The organism is Nonomuraea sp. NPDC005501 (assembly GCF_040605905.1).
Taxonomy (GTDB): Bacteria; Actinomycetota; Actinomycetes; order Streptosporangiales; family Streptosporangiaceae; genus Nonomuraea.
The window spans coordinates 65,095-87,921 of sequence record NZ_JBEXDT010000006.1; the positions used below are offsets into that span (position 1 = coordinate 65,095).

Sequence of the window (22,827 nt, forward strand, 5' to 3'; positions counted from 1 at the left end):
CGTAACCGATGGCCGACCCCAAGGGGTTTCTCACGTACGACCGCGAGCTGCCGGCGCGCCGCCCCGTGGACGTCCGCATCAGCGACTGGCAGGAGGTCTACCAGGACTTCCCGCAGGAGAAGCTGACCAAGCAGGCGGCCCGCTGCATGGACTGCGGCATCCCGTTCTGCCACAACGGCTGCCCGCTCGGCAACCTCATCCCCGAGTGGAACGACCTGGTCTTCCGCACCGACTGGCGGGAGGCGATCGAGCGGCTGCACGCCACCAACAACTTCCCGGAGTTCACCGGCAGGCTCTGCCCGGCTCCGTGTGAGGCGGCGTGCGTGCTCGGCATCAACTCCGACCCGGTGGCGATCAAGCGGGTCGAGGTCGAGATCATCGACCGGGCGTTCGCGGAGGGCTGGGTGGCGCCGCAGCCGCCGGTCCGCAGGACCGGCAAGCGCGTCGCCGTGGTCGGCTCCGGCCCCGCCGGGCTGGCCGCCGCCCAGCAGCTCACCCGCGCCGGGCACGACGTGGTGGTGTTCGAGCGGGCCGACCGCGTCGGCGGCCTGCTGCGCTACGGCATCCCCGAGTTCAAGATGGAGAAGCGGCACATCGACCGCAGGCTCGCCCAGATGCGCGCCGAGGGCACCGAGTTCCGCACCGGCGTCAACGTCGGCGTGGACGTCACGGCCGCCGAGCTGCGCGAGCAGTTCGACGCGGTCGTGCTGTCGGGCGGCGCCACCCAGTGGCGCGACCTGCCCGTCCCGGGCCGCGAGCTGAACGGCGTGCACCAGGCGATGGAGTACCTGCCGCTGTCCAACAAGGTCCAGGAGGGCGACCTCGCCGAGGCGCCCATCACGGCCAAGGACAAGCACGTCGTGGTGATCGGCGGCGGCGACACCGGCGCCGACTGCATCGGCACGGCCATCCGCCAGGGCGCCCGCTCGGTCACCCAGCTGGAGATCATGCCGAGGCCGCCGGCGTCGCGGCCCGGCAGCCAGCCGTGGCCGACGTTCCCCATCCTGTTCAAGATGGAGAGCGCGCACGAGGAGCTGGAGAGCGGCGCCGGAGACCGTGTCTACGCGGTCTCCACCACCGCGTTCGTCGGCGACGAGGCCGGCAACGTCCGCGCGCTGCGCCTGGTCGAGGTCGAGGGGCCGCAGAACGGCTTCCGGCCCGTCCCGGGCAGCGAGCGGGAGATCCCGGCCGAGCTGGTCACCCTCTCCATGGGCTTCCTCGGCCCGGAGAAGGGCGCCCTGCTGGAGGACCTCGCCCAGGTCGCCGGCGACGGCTTCTACGACCCCCGGGGCAACGTGGCGCGCGACAAGACATACATGTCCAAGGTGGACGGCGTCTTCGTGGCGGGCGACATGGGCCGCGGCCAGTCGCTGATCGTCTGGGCCATCGCCGAGGGCCGCGCCGCCGCCTCCGGCGTGGACCGGTACCTCACCGGCGAGACGGCCCTGCCGTATCCGATCCTGCCCACGGCGCGCCCGCTCGTCTGACGCGCCCCCGCCGCACGGTGACGCCCGCCCGGACCTGGTCCGGGCGGGCGTTCTCGGCGTGTGCGGGACCTGTCAGGCCAGCGGCTTCTGGTGGACGCGCACATGGTCCACCACGAGCTTGGCCGGGAACACCGTGCCGGCGTCCGGGTCGCCGACCCAGTCGCCCGCGCCGCCCACGGCCAGGTTGAGGATCAGCGTGTGCGCGTGGCGGAACGACTGCCCCCACATGGTGCCGGCCGCGGCGGCCGTCAGCGTGCGGGTGACCACGCCGTCCACCGACCACTTGATGTAGCCGGTCGCGCTCGCGTCCCAGTCGACGGCGTAGGTGTGCCAGCCGGCGATGCTCTGCCCGGCGGGCAGCGGAGTGCTGTCGCCCCACTGCCGGTACGGGTCGCCGCCGTGGACGTGCTGCTCGACCAGCGCCGGCTCCTGGCCGCGGGTCTCCACGACGTCGATCTCGCCGCTGAGCGGCCACTCGACCGTGGCGGCGTTGCCGCCGACCGTCCAGAACGCCGGCCACAGGCCCTTGCCGACCGGTGCCTGCATCCGCACCTCGAGGTGGCCGCCCGCCTGTGACCAGGAGGGGAGGCCGTCGTCGCCCTCCCAGTCGAGCATGGTCAGCCGGGCCGCGGCGTACCGGCACGCCACGTCGCCGCACATGGCGCCGGGCGTGACAGCCTTGTCGGCGGTCAGCACGAGGTGGCCCTGCCCGTCGAGCCTGGCGTGGTCCATCCTGTACTCGGCGATGCTGCCGGTGCACGCCTGCCGCCAGCAGGGGTCGTTAAACCACACCGGCTTGCTCAGCCCGGTGTTCGGGCCGCCGCCCTGCGCGCCGTCGAAGGTCTGCTCGAACGTCACGGGGTTGGCCGCGACGGTGAACGACTTGACCGGCGTCAGGTTCGTCCACACGCCACCGGCCAGGTATGCGACCCAGTAGGTGTAGGTGCCCGCGGGATAGGCCCTGGACTCGGTGCCGAACGTCTTCGCGGTGGTGGTGAGCGTGGTGGCGATCGCGCCGGGGAAGTCGACGATCGCGCCGGCCGCGTCGCGTACGGCGACGGTGAGCGCGTCCACGGCCAGCGACTGCGAGGCCCGCACCCTGGCTGTGGCGGTGAAGGGCCGGCTCGCCACGGGGGAGGGGAGGCTGGTGCTCAGGGCGTCCACGGTCACCGTCACGGCGGCCGCCCCCGCGGCGGACGCGGATGCGCTGGAGACGGCGGCCGTGCCGAAGACGGCCGCCGCGACCAGCGCACGAAAGAAAGCGCGCATGTGCTGCCTTCCAGAAGGGAGCTGTTCGCGATCTTTCTTCCATCCTGGAACGATCCGCGTCAACAAGATCGCTGCTTGCCTCCGTCGGCGAGCTCGCGGTCCGCCGTCAGAGCGGCGCCCCCTGCCCGGCCGCGACGGCGAGCTTGCCCGCGCCCGCGCCGGCCCGCACCGCCGCCGGGACGCTCTGCGCGGGGTCCACCGTGTACGGGTAGTACGTGCGCGGCTCCACGACCGTGCCCGCCGTCTCCGGCGTGCCCGAGCCGACGAAGACGTTGCCGCGCTGGACGGCCCGCCCGGGGCCGCTGTCGGCGTACCCGCCGGCCGAGTGGAGCGGATGCGCCACGTTCTCGAAGTAGTTGCCCTCGACCAGCACCCCGGCGTTCTCCGTCGAGGCCACGCCGTACAGCTCGTTGCTGAGAAAGTAGTTGTTGAGCACGTGCACCGGCTCGCCGAACCGGACGCGCGGATGCCGCTGGCGGCTGTGGTCGAAGAAATTGTGGTCGATGGTCACCTTCAGGTGGCCGACGTCGGTGCCGGCCGCCCCGTCGGAGTGACTGATCAGCATACTCTTGTCGGAATGGTCGAAATGGTTCCACGAGACGGTGACGTAGTCGGCGCCCCGCACGATGTCGACCGAGCCGTCCACCGCGCCGGAGAAGGTGTTGTGGTCGATCCAGATGTGGTGCGACTGCTGCCCGATGTTGACGGCGTCGTCCTCGGCGTCGGTGAAGCGGAGGTTGCGCACGATCACGTTGTACGACCGGTAGAAGTCGAGGCCGCCGCCGGTGATGTGGCCGGAGGCGCCGACGCCCACGATGGTCTTGTTCGGGCGGACCCCCTGCTTGCTGGTGATGGAGATGGTGCCCGACACCTGGATGACCAGGGGTTCGAGGCTGTCGATGTACTCCAGGAACTGGGCGGCGTTCGTCGCGGTGACGGTCCGGCCGCCCGCGCCGCCGGTGGTGCCGTTCTGCCCGAGGGCGTTGACGGAGGCGAAGCCGAGCGGCACGTCGGCGGCGGCCGTCCGCGCGCTGTTCCGGGCCGTGCCCTGCACGGGGTGGGAGACGGTCAGGGCGAGAAGGGCGGCCGCTCCGGCGATAGCCGCTCGCCGGAAAGCCGGGAGTTTCCGCGTGTTGAATGCCATGGTGCCTTTCCGTCCTTTCGGGCCGTCGTCAAACGGGGCGAATTATCGCTCAAGTCGGGAAAGCGGTTTCCTGAAACGCATCGTAAAGAGCCGGGGCGCTTTTGCGAAGGCTTCTCGCGCGAAAGCCGGTGCGCGCCCGGACGGGACGGCGGCGCGGCCGGGCCCCCACCTGTCCGAGCGCTCCCGTGCGCCCACGGGGCGGGGCCTGAAAGTTTCAGCCCCGGGCTTGTCAACCTATCGCTTGGTTGGTTGAGTGGGGTGGCACAGGCGGCAGCCGGCGAAGGGGCGGGAGCAGCAGTGCCAGGTCATCCGGTCAACGACGCCATCGACCTCACCAGCGGCGCCTTCTGGGGCCGCGACCCGCACGCGGAGCTGCGCTGGATGCGGGAGAACGCCCCCGTCTACTGGGACGGGCAGGTGTGGGGCGTCGCCTCCTACCGCGACGTCCGCCACGTCTCGCTGAACCCCCGGACGTTCTCCAGCGCGCAGGGGATCCGGCCGGACTCCGGCCCCCTCCCCATGATGATCGACATGGACGACCCCGCGCACCACCTGCGCCGCCGGCTCGTCAGCAGAGGCTTCACGCCGCGCCGTGTGACGGGCCAGGCCGAGCGGATCCGGCGGCTGTGCGACCAGATCCTCGACCGGGTGTGCGAGCGGGGGGAGTGCGACTTCGTCTGGGACATCGCCGCCCCGCTCCCGCTGATCGTCATCGGCGACGCCCTGGGCGTGGCGCCCCAGGACAGGGACGCGCTGATGCGCTGGTCCGACGACATGCTGCGCGGCCTCGTCGGGCAGTCCGACAGCGAGCTGCTCGTGCGGGCCGGCGAGGCGTTCGAGCAGTACGAGGCGTACGCGGGGCGGGTGATCGCCGACCGGCGCGCCTGCCCCCGCGACGACCTCATCAGCACGCTGGTCCACGCCCAGGTCGACGGCGACCGGCTCGACCACGACTCGCTCGTCTACGAGAGCCTGCTCATCCTCATCGGCGGCGACGAGACCACCCGCCACGTCCTGTCCGGCGGCGTCTACCAGCTCCTCACCCACCCCGGGCAGCACCACGCGCTCGCCGAGGACCCCTCCCGCATCCCGGCGGCGGTCGAGGAGATGCTCCGCTGGGTCTCGCCGATCAAGAACATGAACCGCACCGTCACCGCGGACACGGAGCTGGGCGGCCGGCGGCTGCGCGAGGGCGAGCAGGTGCTGCTGCTCTACCCGTCGGCCAACCGCGACGAGACCGTCTTCGCCGACCCGTACCGCTTCGACGTCGCACGCACCCCGAACGACCACATCGCCTTCGGCTTCGGCAGCCACTTCTGCCTGGGCAACAGCCTGGCCCGGCTGGAGGTCCGCACGATGGTCGAGCGGCTGCTGCGGCGGCTGCCCGACATGGAGCCCGCCTCCGGGGGCGAGCCCGCCCTCCGTCCCGCCAACTTCGTCTCCGGGTACGAGACGATGCCCGTGCGCTTCACCCCCGGGCCGCCGGTCGGCGCCTGAGTTGCATCCTCGGCCATGTGCCGGAAGGATGCGAAATCTGCGCAAGCGCGGCGAATGGGGGAAGAATGCGGCGACTTGTCTCGGGCCTTGCGGCCGTCACCGCGGCCGCCGCGCTCACAGCGTGCGGGCCCGCGAGCACGCCCGCCGCCGCGCCGATGGCCTCCTACCTCGTCTTCTACGCCGGCGGACGGCAGGACGACGCCAGGGCCGCCGTGAGCCGCGCCGGGGGCGACGCCGTCGGCGGCGACGCCAGGCTCGGCTACCTGCTCGCCGAGGGCGGGGGAGACGCCTTCGTCGACGCGCTGGGCGACGACCCGGCCGTCGTGGGCGTGTCCACCGACCGGGCGATCGGCTACGCCTCCTCCACCGGCGCCTCCTGGCGCGGCTTCCCCGCCGGCCGTACCACGGTGGCGCCCCCGGCCTCAGCCGACTCCGTGAACGCCGCCGCTGTGAACGCCGCCGCTGTGAACGCCGACTCCCTGAACGCCGACTCCGTGAACGCCGCCGCTGTGAATGCCGGCTCCGTGAATGCCGTCTCCTCTTCGGCCGGCGACTCCCGGGGAGCCTTCCCCGACGGGCCGTCCATCGCGACCGGCGAAGCCTCCGGCGAGCCGCTCGCCTCCCGTCAGTGGGACATGCGGATGATCGGCGCCGACAAGGCGCACGCCAAGACCAACGGCAGCAGGAAGGTGCTCGTCGGCATCATCGACACCGGCGTCGACGGCACCCACCCCGACATCGCGCCCAACTTCGACCGCGCGCTCAGCCGCAACTTCGTCACCGACCGGCCCAAGGACGGCAACGGCGACACCCTCGACGGCCCGTGCGAGGTCAGCGGCTGCAAGGACCCGGTCGACCGCGACGACGACGGACACGGCACCCACGTGGCCAGCACCATCGGCTCGCCCATCAACGGCATCGGCATCGCCGGCGTCGCGCCCGGCGTCCGGCTGGTCAACATCAGGGCCGGCCAGGACTCCGGCTACTTCTTCCTCAAGGCCAGCCTCGACGCGCTCACCTACGCCGGCGACATCGGCGTGGACGTCGTCAACATGAGCTACTACGTGGACCCGTGGCTGTTCAACTGCGCCCACAACAAGGCCGACAGCAAGAAGGAGCAGCTGGAGCAGCGCGCCATCGTCACCGGCATGCAGCGGGCCCTGGACTATGCCCGCAAGAAGGGCGTCACGCTCGTCTCCGCCCTCGGCAACGGCGCCACCGACCTCGGCAGGCCCAAGGTCGACCGGGACAGCCCCGGCTACCCGCGCGGCGACGAGAAGGTCCGCAAGGTCGACAACTCCTGCCTCAACGTGCCGGCCGAGTCCAAGGGCGTCATCTCCGTCTCCGCCGTCGGCCCGTCCGGGCGCAAGGCCATCTACAGCGACTACGGGACCGAGCAGGCCGACCTGTCCGCGCCCGGCGGCGACACCCTCGACGGCAAGGGCACCTCCGCCGTCCGGGGGATCCTGGCCGCCGCGCCGGAGTCGGCGCTGCGCGCCGCCGGCAAGCTCGACGGCTCCGGCAAGCCCAAGTCCGCCGAGATCGTCCGCAGCTGCGCCAAGGGCACCTGCTCGTACTACCAGTACCTGGAGGGCACCTCCATGGCCGCGCCCCACGCCACCGGCGTCGCGGCCCTGCTGGTCAGCCGCTTCGGCAAGCCCGGCAAGGGCGGCGTGGGGCTCGACCCCGCCACCACCGAGCGGCTGCTCTACCGCACCGCCCGGCAGAAGGCCTGCCCCAGTCCCCGCGCGTACGTCTACAAGGTGTACGGCGAGACCGAGTCGCAGACCTGCGAGGGCGGCGCCGCCAAGAACGGCTTCTACGGCCACGGGATCGTGGACGCGCTGAAGGCCGCCACCGTCGAGAAGTAGGCCACCGTCAAGAAGTAATAGCGTGGAGTAATGACGTATCGCCTGGTCGCGGACCTTGCGATGGTGGTGCACTTCACGTTTCTCGCCTACGTCGTCGTGGGCGGGTTCGTCGCCTGGCGGTGGAGGCGCACGATCGGGGCCCACCTGGCAGTCGTATGCTGGGCACTGCTGTCCGTCACCGCGGGCGTCGACTGCCCGCTGACGGTCCTGGAAGACTGGGGCCGCCGTGGGGCCGGCCTGCCGGCTCTGCCTCGCAGCGGCTTCATCGACCACTACATCGAGGGAGTCATCTACCCGGAGCAGTACTCCGGCGTGGTCCGCCTGGCCCTCGCGGCCGTCGTGACGGTGAGCTACGCGGGCTACGTTCTCCGTCGTCCATGACTGCCAAGTGGTCTGTACCAATTAAGGTAGGACTCGTGACTCGTCGCGCGAAAATCGTTTGCACCCTAGGCCCCGCCACCTCGTCCCCTGAGCGCCTGCGCGAGTTGATCTCCGCCGGCATGGACGTGGCACGCTTCAACCTGAGCCATGGCACCCATGAGCTGCACCGGGAGATCTACGACCGGGTCAGGGAGGTGGCGGCCGACCTCGGCCGAGGTGTAGGCGTGCTCGCCGACCTGCAGGGACCCAAGATCCGCGTCGGCAAGTTCGAGGAGGGGCCCGTCCGGCTGGGCTTCGGCGACGTCTTCACCATCACCACCGAGGACGTGCCCGGCGACCGCGAGCAGGTCTCCACCACCTACAAGGGCCTGCCCGGCGACGTGCGCCCCGGCGACACGATCCTGGTCGACGACGGCCGCCTCGTGCTGGAGGCGACCCGCGTCGACGGCGACCGGGTCGTCACCCGCGTCGTCATCGGCGGCATGATCTCCGACAACAAGGGCCTCAACCTGCCGGGCGTCAACGTCAGCGCGCCCGCGCTCACCGACAAGGACGAGGCCGACCTGCGCTGGGCGCTGCGCACCGGGTGCGACATGATCGCCCTGTCGTTCGTCCGCCGCCCCTCCGACGCCGACGTGGTGCGCAACATCATGGAGCAGGAGGCCGTCCGCCTGCCGCTGCTCGCCAAGATCGAGAAGCCGCAGGCCGTCGACCGCCTGCCCGAGATCGTCGAGGCGTTCGACGGCATCATGGTCGCCCGCGGCGACCTCGGCGTGGAGCTGCCGCTGGAGCAGGTGCCGATCGTGCAGCGGCGCATCATCGAGCTGTGCCGCGAGAAGGCCCGCCCGGTCATCGTCGCCACCCAGATGCTCGACTCGATGATGAACGCGCCCCGCCCCACGCGCGCCGAGGCGTCCGACGTCGCCTACGCGGTCATGGACGGCGCCGACGCGGTCATGCTCTCCGGCGAGACCTCGGTCGGCAGCTATCCCATCGAGTCCGTGTCCACCATGGACCGCATCGCCCGCGCGGCCGAGGAGCACTCGCTGCGCGCCACCCACTCCCTGGAGCGTCTGCCGGAGACGACGGGCGGCGCCATCGCCCGCGCCGCCGCCGAGGTGGGCGCGATAGTCGGCGCCAAGGCGCTGATCGCGTTCACCATGTCGGGCGAGACGGCCCGCCGCCTGGCCCGCTACCGCTCGCCGATCCCGCTGATCGCCTTCACCTCCGCCCCGCACGTGCGCGGCCAGCTCTCGCTGACGTGGGGCGTGGAGACGTTCCATGTGCCGTTCGTCCACCACACCGACGACATGGTGCGTCAGGTGGAGGCGTCGCTGCTGTCGCTCGGGCGGCTGGAGAAGGGCGACAAGGTCGTCATCGTGGCCGGCTCGCCTCCCGGCACGCCTGGCTCCACCAACGCCCTGCGCGTCCACACCATCGGCTCCGCCGTCTCCCACGCCAACTAGCCCGATCGCGGCCCGCTCCACCCCGGCATGCCCGGCGCGCCGGGGTGGTGGCCCGATGCGCCTACGGTAGGGGTATGCGGCTGACGGCCTTCACCGACATCTCCCTGCGCGTCGTCATGCGGCTGGCCGTGGCCCGTCGCGAGGAGCTGATGACCACCCGCGCCGTGGCCGGCCTGCTGGCCGTCCCGTACGCGCACGCCGCCAAGGCGGTGGCCCGGCTGAGCGAGCTCGGGCTGGTCGAGGCCCGGCGGGGGAGGGGCGGCGGCCTCCAGCTCACCGACAAGGGGCGGCGCGCCTCGGTGGGCGGGATCGTCCGGGCGCTGGGCGGCCAGGAACGGGACTGACCGGGAGCAGGGCCGCGAAGCCGGCGGCCGGGTTACGCGGGCCCGGCCGCCGGCGAGCGTCAGTTCGCGTGCAGGGCGGCGTTCAGCTCGATGCCCCTGCCCGTGCGCGGCACGGCCTCGACCGCGCCCGTCTGCGAGTTCCTGCGCAGCAGCAGCCCGGCGCCGCCCGACAGCTCCCTGGCCTTGACCACGCGACCGTCCGGCAGGCCCACCTTGGTGCCGGCGGTTACGTACAGGCCCGCCTCCACCACGCAGTCGTCGCCCAGCGAGATCCCGACCCCGGCGTTGGCGCCCAGCAGGCAGCGCTCGCCGATGGAGATGACCTCCTTGCCGCCGCCCGACAGGGTGCCCATGATCGACGCGCCGCCGCCCACGTCCGAGCCGTCGCCGACGACCACGCCGGCCGAGATGCGGCCCTCCACCATGGAGGCGCCCAGCGTGCCGGCGTTGAAGTTCACGAAGCCCTCGTGCATCACCGTCGTGCCGGCGGCCAGGTGCGCGCCGAGCCGTACCCGGTCGGCGTCGGCGATGCGGACCCCCGCCGGCAGCACGTAGTCGACCATCCGCGGGAACTTGTCCACCCCGTACACCGTGACCGGCCCCCTGGCCCGCAGCCGCAGCCGCGTCTGCTCGAAGCCCTCCACGGCGCACGGCCCGTGGTTGGTCCAGGCGACGTTCGCCAGCACGCCGAACAGCCCGTCGAGGTTGAGCCCGTGCGGCCTGACCAGGCGGGCCGACAGCAGGTGCAGCCTGAGGTAGGCGTCGTGCGCGTCCGCGGGCGGCTCGGAGAGCTTGGCGATGCCGGTCCGCACCGCCACTATTTTCACGCCCCGCAGCGGGTCGGGCCCGACGAGGGAGGCGAGTTCGCCCGCCTCGGCGGCGTCGAGCCGCTCGGTGCCGGCGGCGGGCGGCTCGCCCAGCTCCGGAGCCGGGAACCAGGTGTCGAGAACGGTGCCGTCGGCGGCGAGGGTGGCCAGGCCGATGCCGTACGCGCCGGTCACGGTGGGGTCGATAGCAGTCACGCGCCTCAAAATACCGTCACCCGGAGGGGTGCGGCGGACGCGGGGGACACCGGCGGGCCCGGTGACGGCCGAGGGGGCTCACACGGCGCCGAGATCGGCGGACAGCCATCGTTCGGGCCGCATCCGGAACGTCACCAGCGCCCGCGTGTCCGAGCCGCCCACGTAGCCGGGCAGTGCGTCGGCCGGCAGGTACCGGGCGGCGATCAGGGTGAGATCGTCCAGGGTCGTGGGGCCGGAGCCGACGACGGGCCCCTCCACCGAGACGTACCGGTAGGTCGGGCTGGCGCGCTGGACCAGCAGCGAGAAGCGGCCGGCCTTGCCGATCAGCCTGGCCTTGGCCGAGTCGCCGCCGGTGAGGAACCACACCTCGCCGCCGGGGCTGTAGGCGTACCAGACGGGCACGGTCAGCGGCGCCCGCTCGGTCCCGGCCTCCACCGACAGCGCGGCGATGTGCGCTCCGGCCAGGAAAGCCTGCCGCTCCGCCTCACTGAGCGCCATGGGCCCCACCTCCTGCCTGCTACATCACCGCTCGCCCCAATCCCTACGCATGCCCCGCAAGCCACAAAAGGCCCATATGGGTACGTCTCCGCAAGGTTTTACCGGGACATGGGCAGCCGTGGGCACCAGCCCGGCACGGAGCCCGCCACTGTGGAAGTCGACAACGCGGGCGGTCACAGCTCAGGGGAGCTCCGCCCGGAACGACGGAACCGCCCGGCATGATCGACCGAGCGGTTCGTCAGGGTGCCTCGGGTGGGACTCGAACCCACACTGCGCGGGTTTTGAATCCGCTTCCTCTGCCAATTGGGATACCGAGGCAAGAATCCGGACAAGTCCAGATCATTCGTCTCGCACGGCCAAAGCGTAGCCCAACTCGGCGGCCGGCCAGCACCGACGTGGCTCTAATCTAGCGGACATCTGTACTCTTCTGCTCGTGAGTACGCAGCGGCGAGTGGTGATCGCGGAAGACGAGGCACTGATCCGCCTCGATCTCAAGGAGATGCTCGAGGAGGACGGCTACGTCGTCGTCGGGGAGGCCGGCGACGGTGAGCAGGCCATCAGGCTGGCCGCCGAGCTCAAGCCCGACCTGGTCATCCTCGACGTCAAGATGCCCGTCCTGGACGGCATCTCCGCCGCCGAGCGGATCGCGGCCGACCGGATCGCGCCGTGCCTCATCCTGACCGCCTTCTCCCAGCGAGACCTGGTCGAGCGGGCCAGGGACGCCGGGGCCATGGCCTACCTCGTCAAGCCGTTCACCAAGGCCGACCTCGTGCCCGCCATCGAGATGGCCGTCAGCCGGCACGAGGAGATGGTGGCGCTGAGCGCGGAGGTCTCCGGCCTCTCCGAGCGGCTGGAGACCCGCAAGCTGGTCGAGCGGGCCAAGGGGCTGCTCATGGCGGCCCACGGGTGGAGCGAGCCGCAGGCGTTCCGCTGGATCCAGAAGGCGTCCATGGACCGCAGGCTGAGCATGCGCGAGGTCGCGCAGATCGTCATCGACGACGCCGCCACCCGGTCCTGAGCCGGCCCCGGCTCACTTCTTCAGGCCGCACACCTGGAGCGCGTAGTCGATCAGCTGCTTCTGGCGGTCCGCCGGCGGCTGCACGATGACCACGCGCTCCTCGCCGCCGTCCACCGAGGCCCGTACGGGGAACAGGAACGCCTTCTTGGCCTCGGCGAACGCGTGCGGGTCGCACCGGCCGGGCGACAGCGCGACGGGCGCCTCGGCCCTCGTGGCGCCCGCCTCCAGCACCACCAGCGGCTTGGACCCCCGCGCCGGCGTGACCATGTAGTGCGTCGTGCCGTCGACCGAGCCGACCGCCACCTTGCCGGCGCCCCGCCTGGTCAGCACGAGCGTGCCGCGCATGCGGTCGCCGTCCCGCTTCCACACCGGCCCGAACGCGATGTCGGCCGCCTGCCTGACCAGGAACGCCGAGCACTCGTCGTGCAGCAGCATGGCCAGCAGAGGGTCCGGGTGCGGCACCGGGAAGACCACCCTGCGCAGCGGCTCCGCGCCGGTGCGGACGCGCGCCAGGACCGTGGCGGGCCGCACCTCGGGCACCCCCTTGGGGGAGCAGTTCGCCTCACCGTAGGGAATGCGGAGGTCTGTGCGCTCCGTGTGACCGATGGTGGCGTCCTTGCTTTCCGGGGGAAGGATTTTGAATGACGGCGAGATCAGCTGGACATCTGCGAAATACACCGGTGTGTCCGTGGTATTGCGGACTGCGACCTCCAGGGCGTGGGCTGGCTCGTCGGAGCGCCATTGGGCCAGGGAGACGGAGACCCCATAGGGTGGTCGCGACGAGGGTTCGGCCGGCTCGCCGGGGCCACCGCAACCCGACAGCATGACCACCATGACCAGGGGGACCCTGATGTGCTTCACTTCTCGCACATTAGGCAACCTTGAGCGGCTCTCGTAAGTTGAGGACTGATTACGACTCCGCATCCAAGTGCCGACAGTTGCGGGCGGCATCTGGTTCCAGGCCATGGTGGTTTTGTACGTTTCCGTCATTCGATCGGGAACGTCGGCGGTGCTGACCGATCCCGGCCTGCAGATGAAGGAGACACTTCATGGTCCGCATTGCTCCCGTGGGGCGGGCGCTGGCTGTTGCTGCTGCCGCCAGCCTCGCTCTTACGGCTTGCGGTGGTGGCAGCGACACCGCCACTCAGCCGTCCGAGTCCGCGGCGGCGCCGTCCTCCGCGGCCCCCGCGGCTAAGGGTGACGGCACGCTCACGCTTGGCACGCTACTGCCGCAGACGGGCTCGCTGGCCTTCCTCGGCCCGCCTGAGATCGCGGGCGTGGACGCGGCGATCAAGGAGATCAACGAGGCCGGCGGCGTGCTGGGCAAGCCGGTGGTCAAGTACGACACCGACTCGGGCGACACGACCACCAACATCGCCTCGCAGTCCGTGGACAAGCTGCTGGCGCAGAAGGCCGACGCCATCATCGGCGCGGCGTCCTCGTCGGTGTCGGAGTCGGTGATCGACAAGATCACGGGTGCCGGCGTGATCCAGTTCTCGCCCGCCAACACCTCTGACAAGTTCACCACCATCGAGGACAAGGGCCTCTACTTCCGGACGTCCCCGCCGGACAAGCTGCAGGGCCGCGTGCTGGGCGACCTCGTGGTGGCGGACGGCAACGACACGGTCGGCATCCTCGCGATGCAGGACTCGTACGGCACGGGCCTGGCCGACCAGGTCTCCAAGACCGTCACCGACTCGGGTGGCCAGGTCGTCGAGCGCGTCGACTACGACCCCAAGGCCGCCGACTTCTCCGCCGACGTGGCGAAGATCAAGGCCAAGAACCCGAAGGCCATCGTGCTCATCGGCTTCGAGGAGACCGCCAAGGTCGTGCAGGAGCTGATCAAGCAGGGCATGCCGGCCAGCAAGCACAAGTGGTACATGGTCGACGGCAACACCTCCAACACCAACTACGCGAAGATGCCCGCGGACACGCTGACCGGTGTGAAGGGGACGATCCCGGGAGCCGCGGCTCCGGAGGAGTTCCAGAAGAAGCTCACGACCATCAACCCCAAGCTCCAGGACTTCAGCTACGGCCCCGAGTCGTACGACGCGACCAACCTGCTCGCGCTGGCCGCCGAGGCCGCCAAGAGCGACGCGGGCGGCGACATCGCCAAGAAGCTGGCCGAGGTCAGCAAGGGCGGCGAGAAGTGCAACGACTTCAAGTCGTGCGTCGAGCTGCTGAAGGCCGGCAAGGACATCGACTACGAGGGCGTCAGCGGCCCGGTCGAGTTCAACGACGCCGGTGACCCCGCGGTCGCCACGATCGGCATCTACCAGTACGGCAAGAACAACAAGTACGCCACCAAGGCGCTCGAGTACCGCACCGGCAACATCGCCGGCTGACGATACGCGTGAGCCACGAAGAGGGCCCGGTCCGCTCGGACCGGGCCCTCTTCGGCGCCCGGCCCCCGGCGAGGGACTACGCGCAGCCGGTCTTGATCCGGTCGGCGGCGGCCCGGTACTGCTTCAGCAGCGCCACCTTCCGCGGGCGGGGCACGTCCGCCCTGGACAGGCCCGCCGTCGCCGTCTCGACGTCCCGTACGGCGGGCGCCAGCGAGTCGGGCAGGGCGGGCCCGTACTGCAGGGTGATGCCCCGGGCCTCGGCCAGGCGGCCCAGCACGGCGTCCTCGAAGTACTGGTCGTCCTCCTGGCCCCGGGGCTTCAGCAGGAGGTCGGCGTAGCCGATGGCGGACACGACCCGCGCGCACGGGTCGTCGGTGGGGTCGCCGCCCGTGCTGTACCTGCCGGCGGAGGCGGCGGGCGTGTGCTGGCAGGCGGCGACGATCGACAGGAACGGCACGAGCAGCGCGGTCGCGGCGACTCGTCGCACGGCGTCCTTGAACACGGCGTCCTTGAACACGGCGTCCTTGAACACTGCGTCCTTGCCCACGACGTCATTCGGCACAGGGTCATTCGGCACAAAGTCATTAAAACGGCGGAGGGGCCCCCCAGGGGAGCCCCTCCGCCGTCGTACGTGAGAAACCGTTGCGTGCCGTTACGCCTTCGCCAGGGTGCCGAGGTAGAGCTCGATCACCTTGGGGTCGTTGGCGAGCTGCCGGCCGGTGCCGGTGTAGGCGTTGCGGCCCTGGTCGAGGACGTAGCCGCGGTGGCAGATCTGCAGGCAGCGCCGGGCGTTCTGCTCGACCATGACGACCGTGACGCCCGCCTTGTTGATCTGCTGGGCCTGGATGAACACCAGGTCCTGCAGCTTGGGCGACAGGCCGGCCGACGGCTCGTCGAGCAGCAGCACCGACGGCTCGGTCATGAGCGCCCGCGCCATGGCCACCATCTGCCGCTCGCCGCCCGACAGGGAGCCGGCGCGCTGCTTGCGCCGCTCCTTGAGGGCGGGGAACAGCTCGGCGACGAACTCGAAGCGCTCCTTGAACTTGCCGGGCACCTGGAAGGCGCCCATCTCCAGGTTCTCCTCGATGGTGAGGCTGGGGAAGACGTTGTTGGTCTGCGGGACGTAGCCCACGCCGCGCGAGACCAGCTGGTGCGCCTTCATGTTGGTGATGTCCTCACCCTTCAGCCGCACCGTGCCGCTGCGAATGTTGACGAGCCCGAACATGGCCTTGAGCAGCGTCGACTTGCCGGCGCCGTTGGGGCCGATGATGCCGATCAGCTCGCCGTCGCCGACGTACAGGTCGGAGCCGTTGAGGATGTTGACGCCCGGCAGGTAGCCGGCGATCAGCTCGTCGCAGCGCAGCACGGCGCTCTCCGCGCCCCTCAGATGGGCGCTGCGGTCGGTGACCGCCTGCTGGGACGCCTCGGGGGCAGATGCCGCCACGGTGGACGTGGCGGCGCTGTGGGGGGCCTCCTGAGCGGTCTGCTCGGGCTCGGGGGACTCGGGGACGGTGTTCACTTCTGAGTCTCCTCCTCGATCTCGGCCTCGAGCGCCGCCTCAGCCTGCTGGAGCTGCTCCTCCAGCTCCGTCTCCGAGAGCGGCGCGTCGTGGTGCGCGCCCAGGTAGGCGTCGATGACGCGCGGGTCGGACATGATGGTGTCCGGCGGCCCCTCGGCGATCACCGAGCCCTGGGCCATGACGATGACCCAGTCGCTGATGTCGCGCACCATGTCCATGTCGTGCTCGACGAACAGCACGGTCATGCCCTGCTCGCGCAGGTTCTTGACGTGGCCGAGCAGCGACTGGGTGAGCGCCGGGTTGACGCCGGCCATCGGCTCGTCGAGCATGACCAGCTCCGGCTGGACCATGAGCGCGCGGGCCATCTCCAGCAGCTTGCGCTGGCCGCCCGACAGCGAGCCGGCGAAGTCGTCGCGCTTGGCGTCGAGCTTGAACCTGGCGAGCAGCTCCTCGGCCCGCTCGGTGATCTCGTCCTCCTGCGCGCGCCAGAGGCTCGGCACGAGCGCGCGGAAGAAGCCCTCGCCCTTCTGCTGCTGGGCGCCCAGACGCATGTTCTCCATCACCGTGAGCCGCGACAGGGCCTTGGTGAGCTGGAAGGTGCGGACCATGCCGGCGCGCGCCACCTTGTGGGCGGGCACGCCGTTCATCGCGCGGCCGTTGAACGTCCACTGGCCGGAGTCCGCGGTGTCGAAGCCGGTGAGCTGGTTGAAGAAGGTCGTCTTGCCCGCGCCGTTGGGGCCGATCAGCGCGGTGATGGAGCCGCGCTGGATCTCGACGTGCTCCACCTCGACGGCGGTCAGGCCGCCGAAGCGGCGCACCACCTTGTCGATCACGAGGATCGGGTCGGGCTTGGGGACGCCCGGGTCGCGGGCGAGGTCCTTGAACGCGGCCTGGGCCTCGGACTTGCGGGCGGTCGCCGCCGTCACGGTGCCGGCGCCGCCGTCGGCATGGGTTTCAGCGTGCATCGATTGCAATCTCCCTCTTGTCCCCGAAGATGCCCTGTGGCCGGTAGACGAGCAAGAGGACGAGTCCCACGCCGACCAGGAGGAAGCGGACGGGGCCCACCTGGGTGGGCTCCATGAAGGGCAGGTAACCCGCCTCGACCGCGCCGCTGAGCAAGCCGTTGACCAGGACCAGCAGCACCCAGAAGATCATCGAGCCGACGACGGGGCCGAGGACGCGCGCCGCACCGCCGAGGATGACGATCGTGTAGGCGAAGAAGGTGGTCTCGGTGCCGAAGATGTCGGGCTGCACCGAGGCGAACGCCAGACCGTAGATGAAGCCGCCCAGCGAGCCGATGACGCCGCCCAGGATCAGCGACTGCATCTTGTACGAGAAGATGTTCTTGCCGAGGCTGCGCACCGCGTCCTCGTCCTCGCGGATGGCCTTGAGCACGCGGCCCCACGGGCTCTTCATCAGCAGGTACACGATGAGGCAGGACAGGCCGATGAGCACCCAGCCGACCAGCAGCACCCAGGTCACCCGGTGGTTGAAGGTGAACCAGCCGAAGCCGTAGTCCCCCTCGGGGAGCGGGTTGAGCGCGTAGAAGCCCTCGGAGAAGCCGCGCTGGCCGTCGGAGCCGCCGAAGACGTCCTTGAACGCCACCGACCGGAAGACGAGCCGGATGATCTCGGCCGCGGCGATGGTGACGATGGCCAGGTAGTCGGCGCGCAGCCGCAGCGTCGGGATGCCGAGGACGACGGCCAGCAGGACCGCGGCCAGCAGGCCGACGCCGATGCCGATCCAGAAGGGCAGGCCGAGCACGGTGACGGTGACCGCCAGGCCGTAGCCGGCCACGGCCATGAACGCCGACTGCCCGAAGTTCAGCAGGCCCGTGTACCCGAAGTGGACGTTGATGCCGATGGCGGCGAGCGCGTAGAGCACCGTCTCGACGCCTACGGCGGCCTTGACGGTGGTGGAGATGATCGTTACCCAGTCCATGGTTCCCCCCGTCAGCCGATCCGCTCTCGGCGGCCCAGGATGCCCTGCGGCCGGAAGAGGAGCACGATGATGAGCACGGCCAGCGCGCCGACGCTCTTGAGTTCCGGCGGCACCCACAGGGTGGACAGCTGGATGAACAGGCCGACGATGAGCGAGCCGACGAGCGCGCCGAACGCGGTGCCGAGGCCGCCGAGCGTGACGCCGGCGAAGATGAGCAGCAGGATGTCCTGGCCCATCGTGTACTTCAGGTTCTGCGACAGGCCGAGCATGACGCCGGCCAGCGCGGCGATGGCGCCGCCCATGGTCCAGATGATGCGGATGACCCGGTCGACGTTGATGCCCGAGGAGGAGGCCAGCGCCGGGTTGTCGGCTACGGCGCGGGCGGCCTTGCCGGTGCGGGTGCGCAGCAGCGCGAAGCCGACCACGACGAGGACCAGCAGCTCGATGCCCATGGCGACGAAGTTCTTGGGCGCCGCCGAGATCGGCCCGATCTCGATGCCGGGCTGGGCGGTGTACTGGGCGTACGCCTCGCTCTGGCCGCCGAAGAAGATGAGGAAGACGTACCGCAGGAAGAGCGCCACACCGATCGAGATGATCATCATGGCGATGGTGCCGGTGCCCCGCTTGCGCAGCTGTCCCCAGAAGAACCTGTCCTGCGCGTAGCCGAGACCGCCCGCGAGGATCACCGCGATCACCGCGGCGGGGATGAGGTGCAGGCCCATGCCGACGTTGACGGCGTAGGCCAGGATGGCGCCGAGCGTGACCAGCTCGCCGTGCGCGAAGTTGGTCAGGCCGGTGGTGCCGTAGATGAGCGAGAGGCCGAGCGCCGCGAGCGCGATGATGAGGCCCAGGTTGAGGCCCTCGAAGGCGAGCTGCGCCGCCTGCGTCCAGAAGCCGCTCTGGCCGGCCTCGTCCTCCGCGGGCTGCCCGGGAGCTCCCTTGGCCTGCAGCGCGAACAGGGCGGTGGACATGTTGCCCTCGTACACGCTCAGGGTGCGGACGTTGCTCCCGCCCCGGACCGCCGCGTTCTTGGGCAGCGTGGCGACATCCAGCGTGACCTTGTATCTGCCGGGCTTGTCCACCGGCACCTGCCACGTACCTTGCGCGTTACTGGTGACCGCCGCCACGGGTTGTCCGCTCTCGGTGGTCACGACGATCTTCACGCCGTTCACTGGCTGGCCTTGGAATGTGAGTGTCCCTCTCAGGCCCTGGTCCGCCGTGGCCGCGTGGGCCGGGGCGGTGAGCAGGAGGACGAGTCCACTCAGAAAGGCCGTGAACGCGATCACGGCTCTGCGCAATGGTGCTCCCTCTATAGGTCAAGGTGGGGTGGGTGCCCCTCCATCTCGACACGCGCGCATCGCAGGCACAACTGGATGCTGTTGCGGGAGCTTATTGCGGGAAGGAGTGCCTTACTATCGTCCGTCACCAATTAGTGACATGTGCGTGTCGCAGGCGTGAGCAAACAACGTAGCAGGTCAAGTGGTGAATAGCCGTTAACGTGACGCGCGCCGTGCGACGGGACAGTGACACATCGCCGCGTGGGGCGGGGCCGCGGACCGGGCCTCCGGGCCCGTGACGAGAACGAGCCCGAGGGGTGACCTTTGGGACCGTGCGGGGCTTCCCCGGCCTCACACGTTATCTACTCGGTCACCCCTGCGGGCTCTGCTCTGGCACAACGGTAGCGACCCACGGGCCCCCTGCGCAAAGGGAGGCGTGAGCGCGTGGCGTTCAACGATCGCGCAACATGCAGGTCAAACGGGACGTGCAGACGAGTCGTCCCTGGTCGTCGGTGATCTCGATGTGGTACGTCGCCAGCGTCCGGCCGCCGTGCAGCCGCGTCGCCACGCCCGTCACGTGGCCGGAGGTGGCGGAGCGGTGGTGGGTGGCGTTGATCTCGATGCCGACCGCGATGCGCTCCGGGCCCGCGTGGAGCGCCGCGCCCACCGAGCCGAGCGTCTCGGCCAGCACCGCGGACGCGCCGCCGTGCAGCAGCCCGTACGGCTGCGTGTTGCCCTCCACCGGCATGCGGCCCACGACCCGCTCCGGGGCGGCCTCGACGAACTCGATGCCCATGCGGTGGGGGAGCGTCCCTTCGTGGACCGCGGTGAACATGCCGATCCCGGCGGGGTCCGTCCGCGCGGGCCCGGCGGGGTCCGTCCGCGCGGGCCCGGCGGGGTCCGCCTGCGCCGACTCGGCGGGGTCCGTCTGCGTCAAGAGGAGGCCTCCAGTCTTTCCGGCTGTCTTCAGAGCTCGGGTTTTCTGTCGCAGTCGCAGACTAGGCTGCGGGTGTGGCGAAAGTTGAAGTGACCCCCAGCCGACCGTGCCTGCTGCTGCTCGACGGGCACTCCTTGGCCTACCGCGCCTTCTACGCGCTGAAGGACGCCAACCTGATGACCACCGATGGTCAGCACACCGAGGCGGTCTACGGGTTCACGTCGATGCTGACCAACATTTTGCGCGACGAGCAGCCCTCGCACGTGGCCGTGGCCTTCGACCGGTCCGAGCCCACGTTCCGGCACGAGGAGTACTCCGCGTACAAGGCCAACCGGAGCGAGACCCCGGAGGACTTCCGCGGTCAGATGCAGCTCATCTACGAGCTGCTCGACACGCTGCGCATCCCGCACCTGTCCAAGGCCGGCTTCGAGGCCGACGACCTGATCGCCACGCTGGCCACGCGCGCCTCCGCCGAGGGCATGAACGTCCTCGTCGTCACCGGCGACCGCGACGCCCTCCAGCTCGTCGACGAGCGCGTCACCGTCCTCATGACCCGGCGCGGCATCAGCGACATGACCCGCTTCACGCCGGAGGCGGTCGAGGAGAAGTACGGCCTGACGCCTGTCCAGTACCCCGACTTCGCGGCGCTGCGCGGCGACCCCAGCGACAACCTGCTCAGCATCCCGAGCGTGGGGGAGAAGACCGCGGCCAAGTGGGTGCGCGAGTTCGGCTCCCTGACGGCGCTGATCGACCGGGTCGACGAGGTCAAGGGCAAGGTGGGCGACAAGCTGCGCGAGCACGTCGCCCAGGTCCTCATGAACCGCCGGCTCACCGAGCTGCTGCGCGACGTGCCCCTGGAGGTCGAGCTGACCGACCTCAAGCAGGGCGTCTGGGAGCGCGAGGAGGTCAACAAGCTCTTCGACACCCTGCAGATCCGCGGCGAGCTGCGCGAGCGCGTCTTCAAGACGCTCGGCACCGGCGAGCGTGAGCCCGACCAGGGCTTCGAGGTCGAGACCGTCATCCTCGGCCCCGACCGGGTGGCCGGCTGGCTGGCCGCGATGCCCGCGGGCCGCGCCGGGCTCGCCTTCCGCGGCGCCTACGGCCGCGGCACCGGCCGCATCGACGCCATCGCGGTGGCCTCGCCCGACGGCACGGCCGCCCACATCGACCCGGTCAAGCTCACCGAGGCCGACGAGAGCGCGCTGCGCGCCTGGCTGGAGGACGAGAGCCGGCCCAAGGCCGTCCACGACGCCAAGGGGCCGATCCTCGCCCTGTGGGCGCAGGGCATGGCCCTGCGCGGGCTCTCCTGCGACACCGCCCTGGCCGCCTACCTCGCCATGCCGGGGCAGCGCACGTTCACGCTGGAGGACCTCGCCCGCCGCTACCTCAACCGCGACCTGCGGGCCGAGGAGGAGCCCGGCGGGCAGGCCGCGCTGTTCGGCGACGACGAGGACGCCCCGGCCAAGGACCTCGCGCTGCGCGCCCACGCCGTGCGCGAGCTGGCCGAGGCCCTGGAGGGCTTCCTGGCCGGCCGCGGCGGCACCCAGCTGCTGGCCGACGTGGAGCTGCCGCTGGTGACCGTGCTGGCCGAGATGGAGCGGGCCGGCATCGCCGTCGACAGCGCGTACTTCACCGGCCTGGAGGCCGAGTTCGGCGCCGCGGTCAAGCACGCCACCGAGGAGGCCCACCGGGTCGTCGGCGAGCAGTTCAACCTCGGCTCGCCCAAGCAGCTCCAGGAGATCCTCTTCGTCCGGCTCAACCTGCCCAAGACCAAGAAGATCAAGACCGGCTACAGCACGGACGCCGACCAGCTCGCCTGGCTCGTCACGCAGACCGAGCACGAGCTGCCCACGATCATGCTGCGCCACCGCGACCAGCAGAAGCTGCGCACCACCGTCGAGGGGCTCATCAAGGAGATCGCCGACGACGGGCGCATCCACACCACCTTCAACCAGATCATCGCCGCCACCGGCCGGCTGTCGTCGGAGAAGCCCAACCTCCAGAACATCCCCATCCGCACCGCCGAGGGCCGCCGCATCCGGCAGGGCTTCGTGGTGGGGGAGGGCTACGAGACGCTGCTCACCGCCGACTACAGCCAGATCGAGCTGCGCATCATGGCGCACCTGTCCGGCGACGAGTCGCTGATCGCGGCCTTCGAGTCGGGCCACGACTTCCACCAGGCCACCGCGGCGCGCGTCTTCGGGCTGCCGCCGGAGCAGGTCGACGGCGAGCTGCGGGCGCGCATCAAGGCGATGAACTACGGCCTGGCCTACGGGCTGTCCGACTTCGGGCTGTCCACCCAGCTCAACATCCCGGTGGCCGAGGCGCGGGCGCTCAAGGAGGAGTACTTCCAGGAGTTCGGCGGCGTGCGCGACTTCCTGCAGGACATCGTCCGCCAGGCGCGCACCGACGGCTACACCGAGACCATCATGGGCCGCCGCCGCTATCTCCCCGACCTGACCAGCGACAACCGCCAGCGCCGCGAGATGGCCGAGCGGATGGCGCTCAACGCCCCCATCCAGGGCTCGGCGGCCGACATCATCAAGGTCGCCATGCTGCACGTCCGCCAGGCCATCGCCGAGGAGGGCCTGGCCTCGCGGATGCTGCTCCAGGTCCACGACGAGCTGGTGTTCGAGGTGGCGCCCGGCGAGCTGGAGGCGCTCAGGCAGCTCGTCTGCGACCAGATGAACGCCGCCTACCACCTGCGGCTGCCGCTGGAGGTCTCGGTCGGCGTGGGCCGCACCTGGGAGGACGCGGGCCACTGACCCACCCCCCGGGCTCCCCGGGCGCCGTCCGCTCCGTGCACGCCCT

General features: G+C 70.7%; 19 protein-coding genes, 1 tRNA gene and 1 pseudogene. 9 read left to right on the plus strand and 12 right to left on the minus strand.

From position 1 onward, the window contains the following. The first annotated feature begins 8 nt into the window (after window positions 1-8). Window positions 9-1,487: a glutamate synthase subunit beta gene (locus tag ABZS51_RS05945; protein WP_355436925.1), complete on the plus strand. Its 1,479-nt coding sequence runs from the start codon at window positions 9-11 to the stop codon at window positions 1,485-1,487. Between the two features lie 72 nt (window positions 1,488-1,559). Here ABZS51_RS05945 and ABZS51_RS05950 read toward each other — a convergent pair whose 3' ends face one another. Continuing rightward, window positions 1,560-2,756, minus strand: a complete 1,197-nt coding sequence (locus tag ABZS51_RS05950) for a glycoside hydrolase family 16 protein (protein WP_355436927.1) — start codon at window positions 2,754-2,756, stop codon at window positions 1,560-1,562. Window positions 2,757-2,862: 106 nt separating this feature from the next. Further along, the gene (locus tag ABZS51_RS05955; RefSeq protein ID WP_355436929.1) at window positions 2,863-3,900 is read right to left on the minus strand and encodes a pectate lyase; all 1,038 of its coding nucleotides are present in this window, start codon (window positions 3,898-3,900) and stop codon (window positions 2,863-2,865) included. Window positions 3,901-4,197: 297 nt separating this feature from the next. Between ABZS51_RS05955 and ABZS51_RS05960 the strand changes: the two genes are divergently transcribed. The 5 genes and pseudogenes from ABZS51_RS05960 to ABZS51_RS05980 all read left to right on the plus strand — a co-directional run. Then, on the plus strand, window positions 4,198-5,397 hold the full coding sequence (locus tag ABZS51_RS05960) for a cytochrome P450 (protein ID WP_355436931.1): 1,200 nt from the start codon (window positions 4,198-4,200) through the stop codon (window positions 5,395-5,397). A 65-nt stretch (window positions 5,398-5,462) separates the two neighbouring features. After that, entirely contained in the window at window positions 5,463-7,268 is a 1,806-nt protein-coding gene (locus ABZS51_RS05965) for a S8 family serine peptidase (RefSeq protein ID WP_355436933.1), read from the plus strand. 30 nt (window positions 7,269-7,298) lie between these two features. After that, window positions 7,299-7,649 (plus strand): DUF2784 domain-containing protein, encoded by a 351-nt coding sequence (locus tag ABZS51_RS05970; protein WP_355436935.1) that lies wholly within the window; start codon window positions 7,299-7,301, stop codon window positions 7,647-7,649. A gap of 35 nt (window positions 7,650-7,684) precedes the next feature. Next, on the plus strand, window positions 7,685-9,115 hold the full coding sequence (gene pyk, locus ABZS51_RS05975; RefSeq protein ID WP_310709249.1) for a pyruvate kinase: 1,431 nt from the start codon (window positions 7,685-7,687) through the stop codon (window positions 9,113-9,115). 74 nt (window positions 9,116-9,189) lie between these two features. Further along, window positions 9,190-9,444, plus strand: a pseudogene (locus tag ABZS51_RS05980) (Rrf2 family transcriptional regulator); the annotation flags it as partial. A 74-nt stretch (window positions 9,445-9,518) separates the two neighbouring features. On the opposite strand, the gene dapD reads toward ABZS51_RS05980, so the two are convergent. The 3 genes from dapD to ABZS51_RS05995 all read right to left on the minus strand — a co-directional run bounded on the left by dapD (window position 9,519) and on the right by ABZS51_RS05995 (window position 11,297). Continuing rightward, window positions 9,519-10,481 (minus strand): 2,3,4,5-tetrahydropyridine-2,6-dicarboxylate N-succinyltransferase, encoded by a 963-nt coding sequence (dapD, locus tag ABZS51_RS05985; protein WP_355436937.1) that lies wholly within the window; start codon window positions 10,479-10,481, stop codon window positions 9,519-9,521. Between the two features lie 78 nt (window positions 10,482-10,559). Continuing rightward, window positions 10,560-10,979: a pyridoxamine 5'-phosphate oxidase family protein gene (locus ABZS51_RS05990; RefSeq protein ID WP_310709244.1), complete on the minus strand. Its 420-nt coding sequence runs from the start codon at window positions 10,977-10,979 to the stop codon at window positions 10,560-10,562. Window positions 10,980-11,223: 244 nt separating this feature from the next. Beyond that, window positions 11,224-11,297: transfer RNA gene (locus ABZS51_RS05995), tRNA-Leu, on the minus strand. Between the two features lie 115 nt (window positions 11,298-11,412). Here ABZS51_RS05995 and ABZS51_RS06000 point away from each other — a divergent pair. Next, window positions 11,413-11,997, plus strand: coding sequence for a response regulator (locus ABZS51_RS06000; RefSeq protein ID WP_355436940.1), 585 nt, complete (start codon window positions 11,413-11,415; stop codon window positions 11,995-11,997). 12 nt (window positions 11,998-12,009) lie between these two features. On the opposite strand, the gene ABZS51_RS06005 is transcribed toward ABZS51_RS06000, so the two are convergent. Beyond that, window positions 12,010-12,675 carry a hypothetical protein gene (locus ABZS51_RS06005; protein WP_355436942.1) on the minus strand — a complete coding sequence of 222 codons (666 nt, stop codon included), beginning with the start codon at window positions 12,673-12,675 and terminating at the stop codon, window positions 12,010-12,012. 371 nt (window positions 12,676-13,046) lie between these two features. On the opposite strand from ABZS51_RS06005, the gene ABZS51_RS06010 reads away from it, so the two are divergent. Continuing rightward, complete coding sequence (locus ABZS51_RS06010; RefSeq protein ID WP_355436944.1) at window positions 13,047-14,342, plus strand: ABC transporter substrate-binding protein; 1,296 nt, start codon at window positions 13,047-13,049, stop codon at window positions 14,340-14,342. Between the two features lie 76 nt (window positions 14,343-14,418). Here the strand turns inward: ABZS51_RS06010 and ABZS51_RS06015 are convergent, their stop codons facing one another. From ABZS51_RS06015 to ABZS51_RS06040, 6 genes are all read right to left on the minus strand, one after another. Further along, the gene (locus ABZS51_RS06015) at window positions 14,419-14,889 is read right to left on the minus strand and encodes a hypothetical protein (RefSeq protein ID WP_355436946.1); all 471 of its coding nucleotides are present in this window, start codon (window positions 14,887-14,889) and stop codon (window positions 14,419-14,421) included. 105 nt (window positions 14,890-14,994) lie between these two features. Further along, a complete protein-coding gene (locus tag ABZS51_RS06020; protein ID WP_310709485.1) occupies window positions 14,995-15,729 on the minus strand; it encodes an ABC transporter ATP-binding protein in 735 nt (244 codons plus the stop codon). Window positions 15,730-15,857: 128 nt separating this feature from the next. Next, window positions 15,858-16,826, minus strand: coding sequence for an ABC transporter ATP-binding protein (locus tag ABZS51_RS06025; protein WP_355436948.1), 969 nt, complete (start codon window positions 16,824-16,826; stop codon window positions 15,858-15,860). After that, window positions 16,816-17,802, minus strand: coding sequence for a branched-chain amino acid ABC transporter permease (locus tag ABZS51_RS06030; protein ID WP_355436950.1), 987 nt, complete (start codon window positions 17,800-17,802; stop codon window positions 16,816-16,818). The genes ABZS51_RS06025 and ABZS51_RS06030 overlap by 11 nt, the downstream gene beginning before the upstream one ends. 11 nt (window positions 17,803-17,813) lie before the next feature. After that, window positions 17,814-18,965, minus strand: a complete 1,152-nt coding sequence (locus tag ABZS51_RS06035) for a branched-chain amino acid ABC transporter permease (RefSeq protein WP_310709236.1) — start codon at window positions 18,963-18,965, stop codon at window positions 17,814-17,816. 565 nt (window positions 18,966-19,530) lie between these two features. Continuing rightward, on the minus strand, window positions 19,531-19,914 hold the full coding sequence (locus ABZS51_RS06040) for a hotdog fold thioesterase (protein ID WP_310709484.1): 384 nt from the start codon (window positions 19,912-19,914) through the stop codon (window positions 19,531-19,533). A 176-nt stretch (window positions 19,915-20,090) separates the two neighbouring features. Here ABZS51_RS06040 and polA point away from each other — a divergent pair, with 176 nt between their 5' ends. Beyond that, on the plus strand, window positions 20,091-22,781 hold the full coding sequence (polA, locus tag ABZS51_RS06045) for a DNA polymerase I (RefSeq protein WP_355436952.1): 2,691 nt from the start codon (window positions 20,091-20,093) through the stop codon (window positions 22,779-22,781). Window positions 22,782-22,827: the final 46 nt, after the last annotated feature.